Genomic DNA, 14,951 nt, shown 5'->3' with positions numbered 1-14,951 from the left:
ACATCAGCGCACGCGCAGGTCTTGCGTCCGGTCTTGCGTCCAGAAGGCGCGCACGTCGTCGAGCGTGTCGCAGCGGACGGCCGGCGGCAGGCCGGCGAGGAGGCGCCGCCCGTAGCCTTTGGTGCGCGCGCGCGGGTCGAGCAGGGCCACGACGCCGCGGTCCGTGTAGGTGCGGATCAGGCGGCCGAACCCCTGCTTGAGCGAGATGGCGGCGTGGGGGATGGAGTACTCGACGAACGGATTCCCTCCGCCCTCCTCGATCTGTTTCGACCTGGCGACCACCACGGGATCGCTCGGCACCGCGAAGGGGATCTTGTCGAGTACGACGAGCCGGAGCGCGTCCCCCGGGACGTCGACGCCCTCCCAGAAGCTCGCGGTGGCGACGAGGACCGCGTCACCGGAGGCGCGGAATCGCCCGAGGAGAAGCTTCTTCGGGGCCTCGCCCTGGAGCAGGACCTGGAGCCGCGTCCGCGCGCGGAGGCTCGCCGCGAGCGTACGCATCATTCGGTTCGAGGTGCACAACACGAAGGCGCCGCCCCGGGTGATGTCGAGCAGCTCCAAGACGACCTGCGTCGCCCTCCCCTCGTACCCGCGCGCGTTCGGCTCGGGCAGATCGCGGGGCACGTAGAACGCCGCGTTCGCCGCGTAGTCGAAGGGGGACTCCACGACGAGCCCCTCCGAGTCGGGTGGCGCCCCGAGGCGCGAGCGCGCGAACTCGAAGCCGAGGGCGCCGTCCGGGTGCGCCGTGGCCAGCGTCGCGCTCGTGCACACGACCGAAGGCACGCGATCGAAGAGGGCCCGGCGGAGGATGCTGCCCATGTCGATCGGGCTCGCGCCCACCGCGACCGAGCGCTCCTTCGCCTCGACCCACGCGACGCGGCCGACGTGGGCCGCCGTGCCCGCGCCGCTCGCGCCGCTGGTGCCGTCGGCGAGGCGCGCGCCGCGATCGCCCAGGAGGACCTCGCGCAGGTCGCCCCGGAGCTCCTCGGTGCGCCGCGCCACGAGCTCGTGGGTCTCGTCGCGCTCGCCGAGCTCCGCGAGCGCCGTCACGCCCGCGAGCGCGAGATCGAGGCGTTGGACGGTGGCGAGCAGCTCGGGGTCGACGTCGCCCGGCGCGAAGGGCTTGCGCTCGAAGGCCCCGCCCACGGCGAGGGTGAGACGCGCGAAGAAGGCGCGCGCGGCGAGTCGGCCCTGGTCCACGAGGCGGTGGGCCTCGAGGGCGCCCTTCGAGAGCAGGGCGCCCTCGGCGTCGCGGAGCAGGCTGTCCACGCGCGCGGAGGTGACGCGCACACCGAAAAACTCGGTGGCGACGGCCTCGAGCTGGTGCGCCTCGTCGAACACCACCGCGTCGTACGGCGGGATCGCGCTCGCGTACTCGCCGCGCGGCCCCGCGCGGAGCGCAAGATCCGCGAGGAACAGGTGGTGGCTCACGACGACCAGGTTCGCGCGCTCGGCCTCACGACGCATCGCCGTCACGTGGCAGGTGTCGAAGTGCATGCACTCTGCACCTATTCGCGTCTCGGTCGACGAGCTCACGAGGGACCACGTCGGGTCGCCCTCGGCGAGGAAGCCGAGCTCCGCGCGATCGCCGGTCTCGGTCGTGCGCTCCCACTCGGCGAGCCGAAGGAGCGACGGCGCGGACGACGCGCCGAGCGCCTCGCCGAGCCGCCGCTTGCACACGTAGTTCGCGAGGCCCTTCATGAGCGCGGCCCGCAGGGGGACGCCGTGCTCCTCGACGATGGCCCGCGCGAGCGGCAGGTCTTTTGAGAAGATCTGCTCCTGGAGCGCGATGGTCGCGGTGCTGATGACGACCTTCTTGCCCGAGAGGAGCGCGGGGACGAGGTACGCGAGGGTCTTGCCGGTGCCGGTGCCGGCCTCCACGAAGAGGTGGCGTTCCTCCGCCAGGGCGCGCTCGACCGCGTCCATCATCGCCAGCTGACCCTCGCGGGTCTCGTAGGCGGCGAGCCCGTCCCGGAGGGCGGCGCTCGACTCGAGCAGCCGGCGCGCGACGCCGGCACGCGGCGCTTCGGCCCGCGCCCCCTCGCCGAAGAGCCACGCGTCGTCGGGGTCGTCTTCCTCGGCCATTCCCCGCGTTCATAGCGGAAGTAGGCCTGGTTGCACCATCGTCGGGCGCGCGGCGTGGACCCGAGCGCCGCCGCAAAGTCGCCCGCGTCGGGGCCGCGCGGTACCCTGCGCCTCGTGCGATGGGTGCGCGAGAGACGGGAGCAAGGCCGGAAGGCGCGGCCCGCGGCGGCGGTCACGAGGCCGCCCCGCGGCGTGGAGCTCTGCCTGTCGATCGGCCCGTCCGGCGTGGGGCTCGCGCTCGCGGCGCCGGTCGCGCTCGGCCCGCTCTCCGTTCGCGAGCTCGAGGTCGCGCTGCCAGGGATGAGCTTTCCGCTCGACGTCTCGGGGGGCGTCCATCGCTTCCGCCATCGCCGCGGCGAGCTCCGCAAGCTCACGCTCGTGGGCGACCTCGGCGTGATCGCCACGGCCACGGCGCCCGCGCTGCGAGAGCTCATCGGGGCCGGCGTGCCCGACGTGCGCCTCGCGGCCGCCGACGGGCGCGTGCGGGTCACCGTGTCGCCCGCTCCCGCGTCGCGCGAGCACCCCGACCGCGTCCTCGTCTTCGAGGTCGCGTGCCGGATCGAGGACGACGCGGTCGAGCTCGTCGCGACCGACGCGCGCGGCGCGAGCCTCCCCGCGCCCGCCCAGCGCCTCGCGGGAGAGGCGCTCGCGCGCGCGCTCGGCAAGCCCTTCGGGCGCGCGGGCTCGACGTTCACTCTCCGGGGCGTCGCCGCGCGCGTCGCGGCGACCCTGCTCCCCGAGGCGGGGGCGCGCGCCCCTCGCCCGTCGACGATGGGCGCGGCGGCGCTCGCATTCGAGGGCCTTCAGTTTACGCTATCTATCCGTCCTGGCAGGGGATTTGTCGGCGACGAGGCGGGCTTCCGAGCGGCGGAGGGGGCGCGCCTCGCGGAGCCGTCGGACGCGCGCGTGGCGCGGGGCGAGCTCGACCTCGGGCGAACCGCGCTGCTCGAAGCGCTCGCGACGGCGCCCCGGCACACCGGGCTGCTCCGGCGGCTCATCGAGCTCGACGCCCTCGGCGACGGTCGCGCCGACGCCGCGCTCGCGACGCTCCGGGAGCTCGACGAGACGGCGAGCCCACACCTCGGCGACCTGCCCGCGCGGCTGCTCGCCGGTCGGGGCCGACAGGAGGCCGCGAGGGCGCGCGCCGTGCGCGACGCAGAGCGCGAGCCAGACGCGACGCTCCGCGCGGCGCTGCGCGTGCAGGCCGCCGAGCTCGCCCCAGGGACCCTCTCCTCGCTCTCCCATCTGGACGAGGCCACGTGCGACGCGCCCGATCGGGCGTACGTGCGACGCGCCCGGCTCGCGTGCGCGCTGGCTGCCGGCATGCCCCGGGAGGCCGAGGCCGACGCGGCGTTCCTCGAGGCGATGATCCGCGGTGCAGCCGCCAAGTGCGCCACGCTCGTCGACGTTGGGGCGGCCTTCGCCGCGCACGGCCACCCGCGCGAAGCCGCGGCCCTCTTCGAGGGCGCGCTGCGGTTCGTGCCGGACGAGCCGACCGCGCTGGCGGGCCTGGGCAGCGCGCTCGCGAAGACGGGCGACGCGGCGCGCGCCGCGACCCTGCTCGCGCGCGCGGCCCGCGTGGCGCCGTCTCCGCGCGAGGAGGCCAAGGCGGGCCTCGCGCTCGCGCGCCTGCTCGAGGTCTCGCTCCGCGATCTGTCCGCGGCGGCGGCGCGCGCCGCGGCGATCCCGAGCGACACGCCAGAGGCCGGGCTCGGGCGCCTGGTCGAGGCGCGGTGTCGCGCGGCGCTCGGAGACGCCGCCGGGGCTTCCCTGGCGCTCGGCGCCTTCCGCGACCACATCGAAGCGATCGCGGGCGACGAGCTGCTCCCTGCGGTGATGGAAGCCATCCGACTCGAGGCCGACGTGCTGCGGAGCCCCGTGGCGGCACTGCGGACGCTGGAGCTCGGTCTCTCCCTGCTGCCCTCCTCGCCCGAGCTGCTCGCCGAGCGCCGGGCCCTCGTGCGTGAGTCGGCGCCGCCCGACGCCTACGACGACGACAGCTGCCGCCCCAAGCCCACGGTGCTCGGAGCTCACTCCGCGAACGCCGAGGTCGACTCGGCGCCGGCGACCCGCGCGAGCTTCGAGAGCGCGCCCGACGACCACGCGCTGGACGCGCGGGTGGAGGTGCTCATCGACCGGCTCCGCGCCGATCCGACCCAAGACGCCGTCGTCGACGAGCTGGTCGAGCTCCTCACGATGCTCGGCCGCAGCCTGGAGCTCTTGGCGCTGCTCTCTGCGCGGCTCGACGACGCGCCCGAGGGGCGACGACCGGCGCTGCTCACGCACCAGCGGGCGGTCCTCGCGAGGCTCGAGCGCGAGGCACATGACGCCGGGCGGCAGGAAGAGGCCTCCCTGTTCGCCATGTCGCGAGATGCCCTCGCTTGAGGCAGCAGCACCACGGCAACCAAGGGAAACACTAGGCTACTCGAGCGACTACGTGCTGGCGCCAGCGCTGGCGCGCGCGCGCTCGAGCTCGGCCTCGACCTCCGCGCACGCGGCGGCCACGTCTTCGGGGGTGAGCCCACAGCGCGTCGCGAGCCGGTCGATGAGAGCGCGCTCCTCGGCGCTCACGCCGGACGACGCGTGGGCCATCGCGACCGCCACGCGCAGCCCCTCCTCCGCGTGGACTTTGCGCGTGAAGGCGGAGGCCGCGGCCTCGAGGCGCGCGTCGAGGCCGTCCTCCTCGAGCAGGGCCTCGAAGTCGTCCAGGAGGGCGGAGATCTGTCGGCCGGAGACCACGCCGCCGCAAGAGGCGTGGACGAGGCGCTCAAACGCCTCCCGCTCTCGCTCGTCGAAGACTCCGTCCGCGTTCGCGACGAGGTACGCGCACTCGACGAGCCCTTCGAAGAGCGCGACGGTCGCGGGATCGAAGCCCGTCGGCGGTGTGCGATCGGGGGGCTGTTGAGCCCCGAACGCGGCCGCCGCCAGCGCGAGGATCGACACGTTCTTTCCCGAGTCGCCCGCGCCGCGGCGCACGAGTCGCGCGACGATCGGGACGTTGTCTTGCTGCTGCATCCTTGCCACTCTCCTGGACCCTCGGCAGGCTGAAAGCTCACTTCGGCAGCGGGCCGACGAGCATCTCGAAGCCGCCCGTCGCGTCGGTCAGCGCGGAGCCGACCTCGACGTACGCCGCTTCGTTCGCAACATAGCCGAACGCGCGCACCACAGCGCGCGCGATGGGCGCCAGGCCGCCGGGATCCTTGATCGTCCAGGCCAGCCGGGTCGGCGCAAACACGACCAGGTCCTCGAGCGTCGCGTCGTTGGGCCCCACGGGCCTCCGGAGCGAGACGAGGCGCGGGAAGCCGGTGAGCGCCTCCGGCACCACGGAGAGCTCGTACTCGCCCTCGTCGAGCGGCACCGAGAACGCGCCCTTGTCGTCGGTCGACGTGCGCGCCGGCCGCGGCGTAAGCCCGGTCGAGGGACGCTTGGCGGCCGAAGGGTTCCACTGGATGTCCGCGTTCGCGAGCGGGCGACCGTCCGACAGTAGTACTCGACCCGACACCCGCGCCTTCGGACGCACACGCAGCTCAAGCTCCGCGCTCCCGCCGCGTACCGTCACGCTCTGGCGGGCCTCGCCAAGAGCGCGCGCAGCGTCCTCCGGCTCGACGAACACATCGTAGGTGCCCGGCGGCAACACGGTCGCGAGCCGTCCGTCCGGATCGGTCCGCACCGTCGTTCGGTAGGAGAGCGAAGGGGTCGCGGTCCCACCGCTCGTCTCGATCGACGCGCTCTCGAACGAGACTCGGGCGCCGACGCCGCCGGTCGGCGCGACGACGCGCGCCACCACGGGCGTCGGCGGAGGCAACTCGGGGTACACGAGGCGGAGGCCCGCGCCCGCGATGATGCGGTCGACCAAGAGCGGGACCGCGAGCCAACTCGGGCTTGGCGCCACGACGATGTCGATTCCGTCTCGGAGTGCGCCGCCTGCGCCGTTCTCGGCGACGGTGTCGAGGCGGACCTCCGCGATCGGGCCCGAGAGCGCCCGCGCGGACGACACGCGTCGCTCGGTCCTGCGGTCGCGCAAATAGGCGACGAAGCCGTCGAGGCCGCCGGCGCGCCGCACCTGCGCCGTGCGCGACTCTCCGCTCGGATCGTCGAGGCCGTTGGGCGCGCGGCCTACCTCGAAGGCGTCGGAGAACAGCGGGATGTTGTTCTGCACGGTGTCGACGCGCACCGAGACCGACGACGCGACCGGCGGGAGCACCCCGTCGAGCGGTGGCGCCGGATAGGCGACGCGACGGAAGGGCCCCGGCGGGAGGAAGGCGCGGTACCCCGGGCCCGGCCGGGGCTCCGCGAACACGGGCTGGGCCGGGAGGCCTACGTCCCTCGCCTCCACGCGCGGGCCGTCGTCGAGGACGATCTCGGGGAAGAACTGGGTCTGCGCTGGGAGGGCGCGGGTTTCGGCGCCGACGTCGAGCCCGACGAGCGCGGCCGCCTCCCGCGTGACCCGGTACGCGCCCGAGACGTCGATGAGCGGCGGGAGCGAGATGCACGTCGCCGCAGGACAGTCCGGCCCCCCGCGGAGGTCTTGGCTCCGAAGCAGCATGGTGCGGTTGGGAGCGAAGAAGGAGGTCCCCGGGATCGCCACGGCGAGCACGTAGGGGTATTCCGGTCGCCCGGCGACCTCGCAGCGACCCGCGCTCGTACAGCCAGGCTTCGGGCCTGGCTGGTCGTAGCGCTCGCAGGGGCCTGATTCGCAGGTGTTGCGCGGCGCTGAGGAGACGGGAGAGCCCACGATGGGCGCGCACGACGCGACGACGACGACCGCCACCGCGAGGCCAAACGGCCGGAAGGTCGGCCGCCCGCCCGCGACCTGTCGGCGGCTCACGCCCCCCCCGCGTCGGCGTCGCCCCCGGCGTCGTTCGACGGCGCGACCCCCGCGTCGACGACTGGGCATCCGCTGAGGTCGCCGCCGGGGCTGTAGAACCAGGTCACGCTGTCGCCGCCAGGCTCACGCGGTGTGTGTGCGCTCTTGCCCTCGAACGACAGGAACGACTCCGCGACCAGGAACTCAATCACGTGGCAGCGGTTGAGGTCGGGGGGCGCGGTGGCCTTGAACTCGATCACGCGAGCGGCGGGCTCACGAGAGGCGTCGAGGTCGATGAGACGTGGAGGAGTGCCGCTCGGCCCAATGGTGCCAGGGAAGTCGAGCCCCTCGCCCGTGATCGGGTTGTAGTCGAGATACACGCGGTAGCTGAGGGTGACGCTGGGGTCCACGAGCTCGACCGGCACGATAAAGCGGTCCGGGAACGTGCCGAGGACGCCGTTCGCCGACGGGACGACCGAGCCGCGCAGAATGGTCGGGCGAAACCTCGGCAGCTGCGGAAGGTCGGACGGCGGCTCGGCGATGATGCACGACGCGAAGGCCGCCACCATGGCGGCGCACGCGGTGCCCGCGATCCCTCGGCGCACGAGCTCACGCACCCCTCGTCTCATGGGGTCGACTGCCCCCCTCCGCGACCCGGCAGGAAGAACCGCGCATCGGCGTACTCGATGCGCAGCGCGAGGCGGTACAGGTCGGCGAGCGCGGGCAGCTCGCTCGTGAGGTCCATCACGGCGCCAGGCGAATCGGCGAGCCGGGGGTCCTGCCCGACCATGACGAGGACCGCGCGCACCGCCTGCCGGAAATCACCGGAGACGAAGAGCCCGACGCGGAGCGAGGCCAGGCGCGCGGAGGCGTACACCTCGTCGAAGCTCGCGAGGGTGGCCTGCGCGAGCAGGTCGGTCAGTCGCCGCTGCGCGCGCGCCGGGAGCGTCTGCCAGAGCGCTTCGCCGAGCTCCGCGGTGTGGCGATCGATCGAGAGGGCCCCCACGGACGGGCCAAAGGCGCCGAGCATCGCGCGGAACAGCGAGCGCGCGCTCTCGAGAGGCTGCCCGAGCAGCACCACCTGGGGCGGCTGGGACGCCCCCAGCGCGGCGCCGAGCAGAAACGGGAGCTCCGGCGAGACGTCTGTAACCCGCCCGTCGAGCAGGCCAGCGGGAGGCGCGAGGAGGAGGCTCCGCGCCGACGGGCCGCCGGCCCCCTGTCCTCGGTACAGCGCCGCCTTTCGGAGCCCCAGCAGCCGGACGACTTCGCTGAATAGGACGCCGGAGAGGCTCGGCTCACCCGGCAGCAGGCGGCGGAGACCGTCGGAGGTGACGGCCGCGTGGCGCACCAGGGTGGGCGCTGCGTGCTCCCATACGAGGCGGAATGCCTCGCCGGCGCCCGTCCGGCTCGGACGCGTGAGCACCTCGAGCATGCCCGGCTGTTCCGCCTGGACGTGCAGCTCTGGCGGCGCCGCGACCGCGTCCCCCTTGAGGCACGCCTCGAGGTGGGCCAGCGCGCGCTCGTGGTTCGCGTTCTGGTCCGCCATGGCGGCTCGCCGGAGCGCCGCGAGGCGGCGCGGGTCGCCCGGCGAGAGCTCGGCGGCGAGGCGCCTCGCCTTGATCGCCAGGGTGCGCCGGCGCGGATCCTCCTCGAGGAGGCCCGCGAGCAGATCGGCGGCGATGGCCGAGCCGGCGCCGGCGGCCGAGGCCAGGAGGGGCTCGGCGGCGTCCTGGCGGCCCTCCGCGAGGCACGCGTGGGCCTTCTCGAGCGCAGCGTCGCCGCGGGCGTCCGGGAGGGTGCCCTTCTCCACGGCGCGCAGCACCTCGACGGGGATCGACGGCAGCGCCTCCACGCGCGGGCTCGCGGACGCCGACGCCGCGACGGCCGTCGCGCGAGGCGGGGCGGGCTTGGCCGACGCGGCGTCCGGATCGGGGGCGCCGGGCAGCGGCGCAGAGCGCGATGGCCCGAAGGGGTCGCGCGAGGCCGCGGACCCGAAGGGATCGCGCACTGTGTCTTGCGGGAACGGGTCGGGCGCGGGCGGGCCCACGGACGCGTGCCGCCCGCCGGACAAGAACGCCTCAATCGCCTCCGGGGAGAGCGACGCGTCGTCCACGGGGGGCGCGTAACGGCCAGGAGGCCGCCGTGCGTTCGCGCCGGACGGCGGCGGCTCGGATCCCGCGGACGCGAGCGTCGCCGAGAGGACGGCGGCCCCCGCCCGCTGGAGCGCGAGCATCACAGGTGCCGGCGCGGGCGCCGTGCTCCGGTCGCCCTCGCCGAGCAGCTCCTCGATACGAGCGCGCAGCTCCTTCGACCCGGGGCTCGCCTCGGGGAGAGTCGCGCTGAGCGCCATGGCCTCCTCGTGGTCCGTCGCGCTGGCCGAAGCGAGGAGCGCGTGGGCCAGCTCTCGCGCCGCGTCCAGCTTGGCTGCGCCGTCGAGGGTCGCGACGAGCTCCCTCAGGAGCGAGCGCTCCCGTTCAACGTCTCCGACCTTGCTCGCGAGGCGACGACCGCGCTCGAGCGCGGCGACCCGCGTGCTTGGGGCGGCCACCGCGAGGTCGACGTACCGCATCGCCCGCGCGACGTCGCCCGCCGCCTCCGCCGCCGCGGAGGCCAAGATCGCCACCTCTCCCAGCTCGTGGAGGCCGTGAAGCGGGCCCTGCAGCGCGCCATCGTAGGCCGCGAGCGCGGCGTCGAATCGCCCCTCCGCCGCGTAGCCCTCGGCGAGGGCGAAGGAGAGCAGCGCGTGGGGACCTAGATCGGCGACCATCGCCTCGAGGCTCGCGATCGCGCGCGCGGCTCCGTGGGCCACCCGCGTCGCCGCGGCCACGAGGAACGCCCGCACCACGCGCTCGCCCTCCGACAGCTCGCGCGAGCTCGTCGCGAGGTCGGCCAGGACCGCGATCGCCCCTTCGACCCCGGCGATCCCCCGGGATCGATACTCGAGAGACCGCGCGAGGACTACCGCTCCCGCGAGGCCCGGCGCGACCCGCGCCGCCTCCTGCGCCCGCTGGAGGCCGAGCTCGAGATCGCCAGCGGCCACTGCCAAGCGAGCGGCCTCCACGAGCAGCACGCCGCGGGTGTGCGCGTCGTCCGCGCTGCCCCGCGCGAGCGCTTGGAGCGCCGCGCCGAGCTCCTCGGCCGCGGGGGAGACCCGGGCGATCTCGACGCGCAGCTGGAGCGCCTCCGCGCTCTCTCGCCCGGCCAGGGCCGACTCCACGAGGGCACGTGCCAGGTCGGGGCGTCCACCCTCGAGGTGGATGCGGGCCATTCGAACCTCCACCTCGGCGCGGCCGCCGAGGTCGTCAGCGTCGAGGTCACGGAGCCGCTCGAGCACCGCGAGGGTCGCGTCGTGATCGCCCGTTCGCGCCGTGAGGTCCGCGAGGTAGCGGAGCGCGCTCTTGCTCGACGGCTCCTCCGCCAGGAGGCCCTCGAGCTCTCTGCGCGCCTCCTCGGGCCGCCCCAGGCGCTGCTCCAGCAGCGCGGCGCGCCGGAGCCTGAGGGCATGCAGGGCCTCTCGGCGGGCCGGATCGCCCTGGAAACGCGCGACGCGGCGGCCGAGGTGCTCGGCGACCTCCGCCACCTGCCCCGCCCGGAGGAGGAGGTCCTCGAGGGCGAGATCCGCCTCTTCGTCGAGCGGGCGGACGGCCGCGACTCTCCGCCAGTACCCCGCCGACCGCTCGGGATCATGGGCGTCGAACGATCGCCCCAGGCGCCGGAGCGCCTCCACCTGGCCCTCGAGGGTTGGCGCGGTGTCCGCCAAGGCCTCGAGGGCGCGCTCGGCGATCGCGTGATGGCCCGCCGCCTCCGCGGCGTCGGCGACCTGGAGCAGGGCGTCATGGCGCGAGCCGCCCGCCGCAGCCAGCGCGCCGGCGAGGTCGTCGACGCCGATGCGCTCTCGGACGAGCGCGACCGAAGCGGGCGAAACCGAGGGAGGCGCCGCCGTAAGCTCCGCCTCGGCCGGCGCATCCACGTCGGGCGGCGCGAGATCGACCAACCGTCGCTGCGCGGCCTTGACCTGTTCCTCCGACCCCACCGCGACGAGCCGGGTCAGTCGCCTGCGCTCGGAGAGGACGTCGCCCGCCGCTCGATCGGTCGCCGCGACGGCGACGAGCGCCTCGGACAGCCGTGGAGCCTTGACCGCGCGCTCGAGCTTCTTGCGATCGCTCGGCTCCTCGACCGCGGCGAGCGCCTCGTCGGCGAGGACGACATAGAGATCGTCGTCAGAGTCTCGCGAGACCGCGCTGATGAGGAGCTTGCGTGCGCGATCGGGCTCGCCCAAATCGCGCGCGAGCACGCCGAGGAAGCCACAGGCCGCCCATCCGAGGCTCGCGTAGGGTCGCTCCGTGATGGCGACCGCCTCAGCGAAGCGCTCCTTCGCGTCCTCGGCCGCCAAGAGGGCTGCGGCGAGGCGCACGAGGCCACGGTACTCGTCGATGTCACCGTCGCAGGTGAAGGCGCAGACGAGCGCTTTCCATGCGAGCTTGGGCTCGTGCACGAGCTCGATGGCGAGCTCGGTGAGCCGCACGGCGACGCGCGCCCCTTCGGGGCCCTCGCACTTGGGCAGCACGGCCCCGGCAGCGCGCACGAACCGGAGGGTGACCCCTTCGACCTCGCCGGGGGCCGCCGCGAGCTCCCGCCGTACGGCGCCGGCGAGGCGGGCGAGGGTCTCCGCGTCCGGGACCAGCACGAACGCGCGCACGAGCGCGTCGATGCGCTCCGCGTTCCCCCGCGTCGGGTCCCCAAGGTCCGCCGCGATCACGAGCCACCCCGCGCGCTGCGTCGCGCTGCCGAGCTGGCCCGTGAGCTGCTCCACCGCGTGGAAAACCGCGACGGCATCGCCGGAGCGCGCTCCGACGCGGGCGAGCATCTGGAGCGCGGCGCCCTGCGTCGGCACGGCGAGGAAGGCCTGAGTGGCGTGGCGAATCGCGAGCGCGTCGGAGGCCCTCCCCTCGAAGAAGCGGGCGGCGCGGAAATGGGCCGCGCGCCGGCCGAAGCGCCCGAGCGCCCCCCTCGCCGCGCGCGCGTAGAGGGTGGAGAGGCGCTCGTCGTCGCTTGGCGACGCGCCCGCCTCGGCGGCCGCGAGCACTTCCGTCTGGCGCGGGTTCTGCTCGAGCGCGCGCGCAGCTAGCTCCAGCGCGCGAGGGAACTGCTCGACCGACTGGGCGACGCGCGCGGCCTCCGCGAACAGGCTCGCCGCGCGCGCCCCATCCGGCTCGTGCTCGCCCAGCGCGACGAGGCACTCGAGCGCCTCGGCGTTCCCGGCGAACGCGACGAGATCGCGGCGCAGCGTCGGGTATCCGCGCAGCGGGGCGCGACGCGCGGCGTTGACCCAGGCGACCACGGCCCCCGGGCGGTCATTCGCAAGATCCCAAAGCGCGGCGCCGAGCCGCCGGCCTTCCTCGGCGGCGGTCGCGTCGTCGGGCGCGTGCTCCGCGCGCAGACGCAGCCACAGAAGCTCGGCGTCGGTGCTCATGCCCGGCGCGTGGGGCGCCAGGCGGGCGAGACGCTCGGCGAGGTCGGAGACGGTCGCGCCACCTCGAACCGCAGCCGCGAGCGCGCGGACCTCGCCCTCGGCGCCCTGGACGCCGCCGGCGAGGCGCCACAGGTTGGCGAGCTCAACGTGGGCTTCGGGGGGCGCGGCCGTGCCATCGCAGGAGAGCCCGCGCTCGAGAACTTCCGCCGCAAAGAGATGTTCTTCCGCGCTGTTAGCCGCGTCGAGGAGGCTCGCACGCAGCCCTGCGTGGGCGGCCCCGAGCGCGTCGAACAGGCCACGCGCCGCGGCCATGAGGAGCGACGGTTCGTCGCCGAGCGCCGTGAGCGCCGTGCTCAAGGTCTCGCAGAGAAGCGACGCGGAATAGGGCGCTGAAGGGAGCCACCCGACGGCCTCGCAGAGGGCGGCTCCCTCGCCCGCGGCGATGAGGGCCGACAGGTACCCACGGAGCGGCGCGGGATCCGCAGGACGCAGCCCCAGCCATTGTCGGCAGAACGCGATGGACTCCGCGGGCGCGTTCGCCCGAGCGGCCAACGCCCCGAGGAGCTCCGCGCGGCGGGCGTCGGGCCAGAGCATCGCCGAGGCGGCCCGCAGGCGCGGGTACGCCGCGTCCACCGCGCCGTGCTCGATGGGCGCCGCGGCCCACGCGGTGACGCACGCGTCCGCGGCGAGCGGATCGGACGGATCCACGCCGAGCGCCCGACCCGCGATCCGACGCGCCTCGTCGACGAGGCCCTCCGCGACGAGCGCCCGCGACGCCGCCCGCCGCAACGCGGCGGCGGTGCGCGGCGGTGCGGTGCGCGCAAGCCCCTCGCAAGCGGCGGCGAGCGCCGGGAGGTCCCTCGCGCCGAGGGCCACGAGCAGGGCGAGCGGCGCGTTGGCGACGTCGGGGGATTCGGGGGCGTCAGGGCCGAGGTCCGCCGGCGCGGCGGCCGCTCCGTCCGTCGCGAGCAGGGCGCGGAGCACGAGCCTGCGCGCCACGGACCGCTGGATCCCCATCGCCCGGTCGAGCCCCGCGCGCGCCCATCGAAGCGCCTGCTCGGACTCGCCGGCCGCCAGGGCGCGATCGACCGCGAACTCGACCACCTCCGGCGACCACGGGCCCTCGCGCAGGTACGCGTCGACCTCGCGCGCCCACTCGTCCCGGCGCTCCGGCAGGGCACCGAGGATGCGGAGACGATCGCGCCGCCACTCTGCCGACACGGGACCGCTCGGCGGGGCCAGGGACGCGTGGCAGCGAGCCTCGGCGGCCACCAAGCGCTCGCGGAGCTTGGCCGTTTCGCCGCCAAGTAGCGCGGCACGAAGCCCAAGGACCTCGAACCCAGGGTTGCGCGAGCGCGCCCCTGCGGCGGCGATGACCTCCGCGAGAGGGCCGAGTGGGCCCTCCGCGCGGCCCACGCGCTCCACGAGCGCGGCAAGCACCCCGGGCCCAGCCTGATCGCTGGCGAGGTACGCCTCAAGGCGCGAGAGCGCCTCCGGCTCCGCGGGCGCCTGCGCGAGGACATCGGCGGAGGCGCGCGCCGCGGCGACGGGGTCCGAGACGGGCCCGGCGAGCACGCGCATGCGCTCGACCAGCAGGCGGCAGCGCTCGTCGCCGGCAGCGTCTCGCGCGCGAAGCGCGATCTGCTCGGCGAGGAGCGCGGGGAGCCCCGCGCGCAGAAGCAGGCCTGACAGCCCCTCGGAGCCGACGGCGCCGCCCGGCTGCAGCGCGACCACGAGCTGCCCCTCGACGTCGCCACGCGCGGCGCGCGCGCGAGTGAGGTTGGCGAGCGCCTCGGCGCGCTGTGCGGGTGGTGCTGCGAACGCCCAGGCCTCGGCGAACGCGTCCGCCAGCGCCGGGTCTCGCCGCCCGAGGGCCGCAGTGAAGGCGTTCTCGACCGCCACGCTTCGAGAGAGCGACGCCGCGCGTCCGAGCTCCTGCAGCTCGAGGGACGTCCCGTACGAGGTGGTCAGGTTCGGTAGGAGAGAAGCTCGACGCGCGGCGTCGATGTAGGCCTCGGCGGCGTCGGCGAGAGAGGCGTGGGCGCCGGGGACGAACCCAAGCGCGCCGAGCCACTCGGCCACGCGCGGCTCCCGCGACGTGGCGGAGGCCTGGACGAGCACCTGGACCGCATCGCGAACTTGGCCGGCGCGGATGCGTAGCCACCCGAGCCTCAGCCACCCGCCCGGGGCGTCGCCCAGCGTGAGCGCGCGCTCGAGCGCGTCCGCGGCCCGCGCCGAGCGACCGAGACGCTCCTCGAGGGCCGCGAGGACGAGGAGGACGCTCACCTCCGGCTCGATGTCCGCCGCCCTCGCGTAGAGCGCAGCGGCGCCGCCAAGGTCGAAGCGCCCAACCTCGAGCAGCGCGCCCAGCTCGATGCTGAGGCTGCGCTCGGCTGAGCTGTCGCCGGCGCCGTGGGCCAGGGCCAGCTTCGCGCGGAGGTCGTGCTCGGCAGCGGCGGGACCGACGCGACGCGCCAGCGCCGGGGCCGAGACCACGAACCGGCGAGCGTGGCCCGCGGCGAGCGAGGTCGGCGCCGCCATCGAGCTCAAGATTTCCCCCCCACGCGTCCCCATGTCGCCTCGCCT

6 protein-coding genes are annotated in these 14,951 nt (G+C 75.2%); 1 reads left to right on the top strand and 5 read right to left on the bottom strand.

The window, feature by feature from the left end:
* Nucleotides 1–3 precede the first annotated feature (3 nt).
* Complete coding sequence (locus IPQ09_04870; protein ID MBL0193552.1) at nucleotides 4–2,085, bottom strand: ATP-dependent DNA helicase; 2,082 nt, start codon at nucleotides 2,083–2,085, stop codon at nucleotides 4–6.
* Between the two features lie 114 nt (nucleotides 2,086–2,199).
* On the opposite strand from IPQ09_04870, the gene IPQ09_04865 reads away from it, so the two are divergent.
* Nucleotides 2,200–4,470 carry a hypothetical protein gene (locus IPQ09_04865; protein MBL0193551.1) on the top strand — a complete coding sequence of 757 codons (2,271 nt, stop codon included), beginning with the start codon at nucleotides 2,200–2,202 and terminating at the stop codon, nucleotides 4,468–4,470.
* A 48-nt stretch (nucleotides 4,471–4,518) separates the two neighbouring features.
* Here IPQ09_04865 and IPQ09_04860 read toward each other — a convergent pair whose 3' ends face one another.
* Genes IPQ09_04860 through IPQ09_04845 form a run of 4 tightly spaced genes read right to left on the bottom strand, consistent with a single transcriptional unit; the run spans nucleotide 4,519 to nucleotide 14,906 of the window.
* A complete protein-coding gene (locus IPQ09_04860) occupies nucleotides 4,519–5,100 on the bottom strand; it encodes a tellurite resistance TerB family protein (GenBank protein ID MBL0193550.1) in 582 nt (193 codons plus the stop codon).
* Nucleotides 5,101–5,137: 37 nt separating this feature from the next.
* On the bottom strand, nucleotides 5,138–6,913 hold the full coding sequence (locus tag IPQ09_04855) for a carboxypeptidase regulatory-like domain-containing protein (protein ID MBL0193549.1): 1,776 nt from the start codon (nucleotides 6,911–6,913) through the stop codon (nucleotides 5,138–5,140).
* Entirely contained in the window at nucleotides 6,910–7,521 is a 612-nt protein-coding gene (locus IPQ09_04850) for a hypothetical protein (GenBank protein MBL0193548.1), read from the bottom strand. The genes IPQ09_04855 and IPQ09_04850 overlap by 4 nt, the downstream gene beginning before the upstream one ends.
* On the bottom strand, nucleotides 7,518–14,906 hold the full coding sequence (locus tag IPQ09_04845; GenBank protein ID MBL0193547.1) for a hypothetical protein: 7,389 nt from the start codon (nucleotides 14,904–14,906) through the stop codon (nucleotides 7,518–7,520). The genes IPQ09_04850 and IPQ09_04845 overlap by 4 nt, the downstream gene beginning before the upstream one ends.
* Between the last annotated feature and the right edge of the window lie 45 nt (nucleotides 14,907–14,951).

It is taken from the genome of Myxococcales bacterium (assembly GCA_016720545.1).
Lineage (GTDB): Bacteria > Myxococcota_A > Polyangia > Polyangiales > Polyangiaceae > JAAFHV01.
The sequence above is the reverse complement of the archived record's forward strand: the minus strand, read 5'-3'. Positions and strand labels throughout refer to the sequence as shown.

Bases quoted from the DNA above. Each gene is read 5' to 3' on its own strand.
- IPQ09_04870 (MBL0193552.1), bottom strand. From the start codon at position 2,085: ATGGCCGAGGAAGACGACCCCGACGACGCGTGGCTCTTCGGCGAGGGG.
- IPQ09_04860 (MBL0193550.1), bottom strand. From the start codon at position 5,100: ATGCAGCAGCAAGACAACGTCCCGATCGTCGCGCGACTCGTGCGCCGC.
- IPQ09_04850 (MBL0193548.1), bottom strand. From the start codon at position 7,521: ATGAGACGAGGGGTGCGTGAGCTCGTGCGCCGAGGGATCGCGGGCACC.
- IPQ09_04845 (MBL0193547.1), bottom strand. From the start codon at position 14,906: ATGGCGGCGCCGACCTCGCTCGCCGCGGGCCACGCTCGCCGGTTCGTG.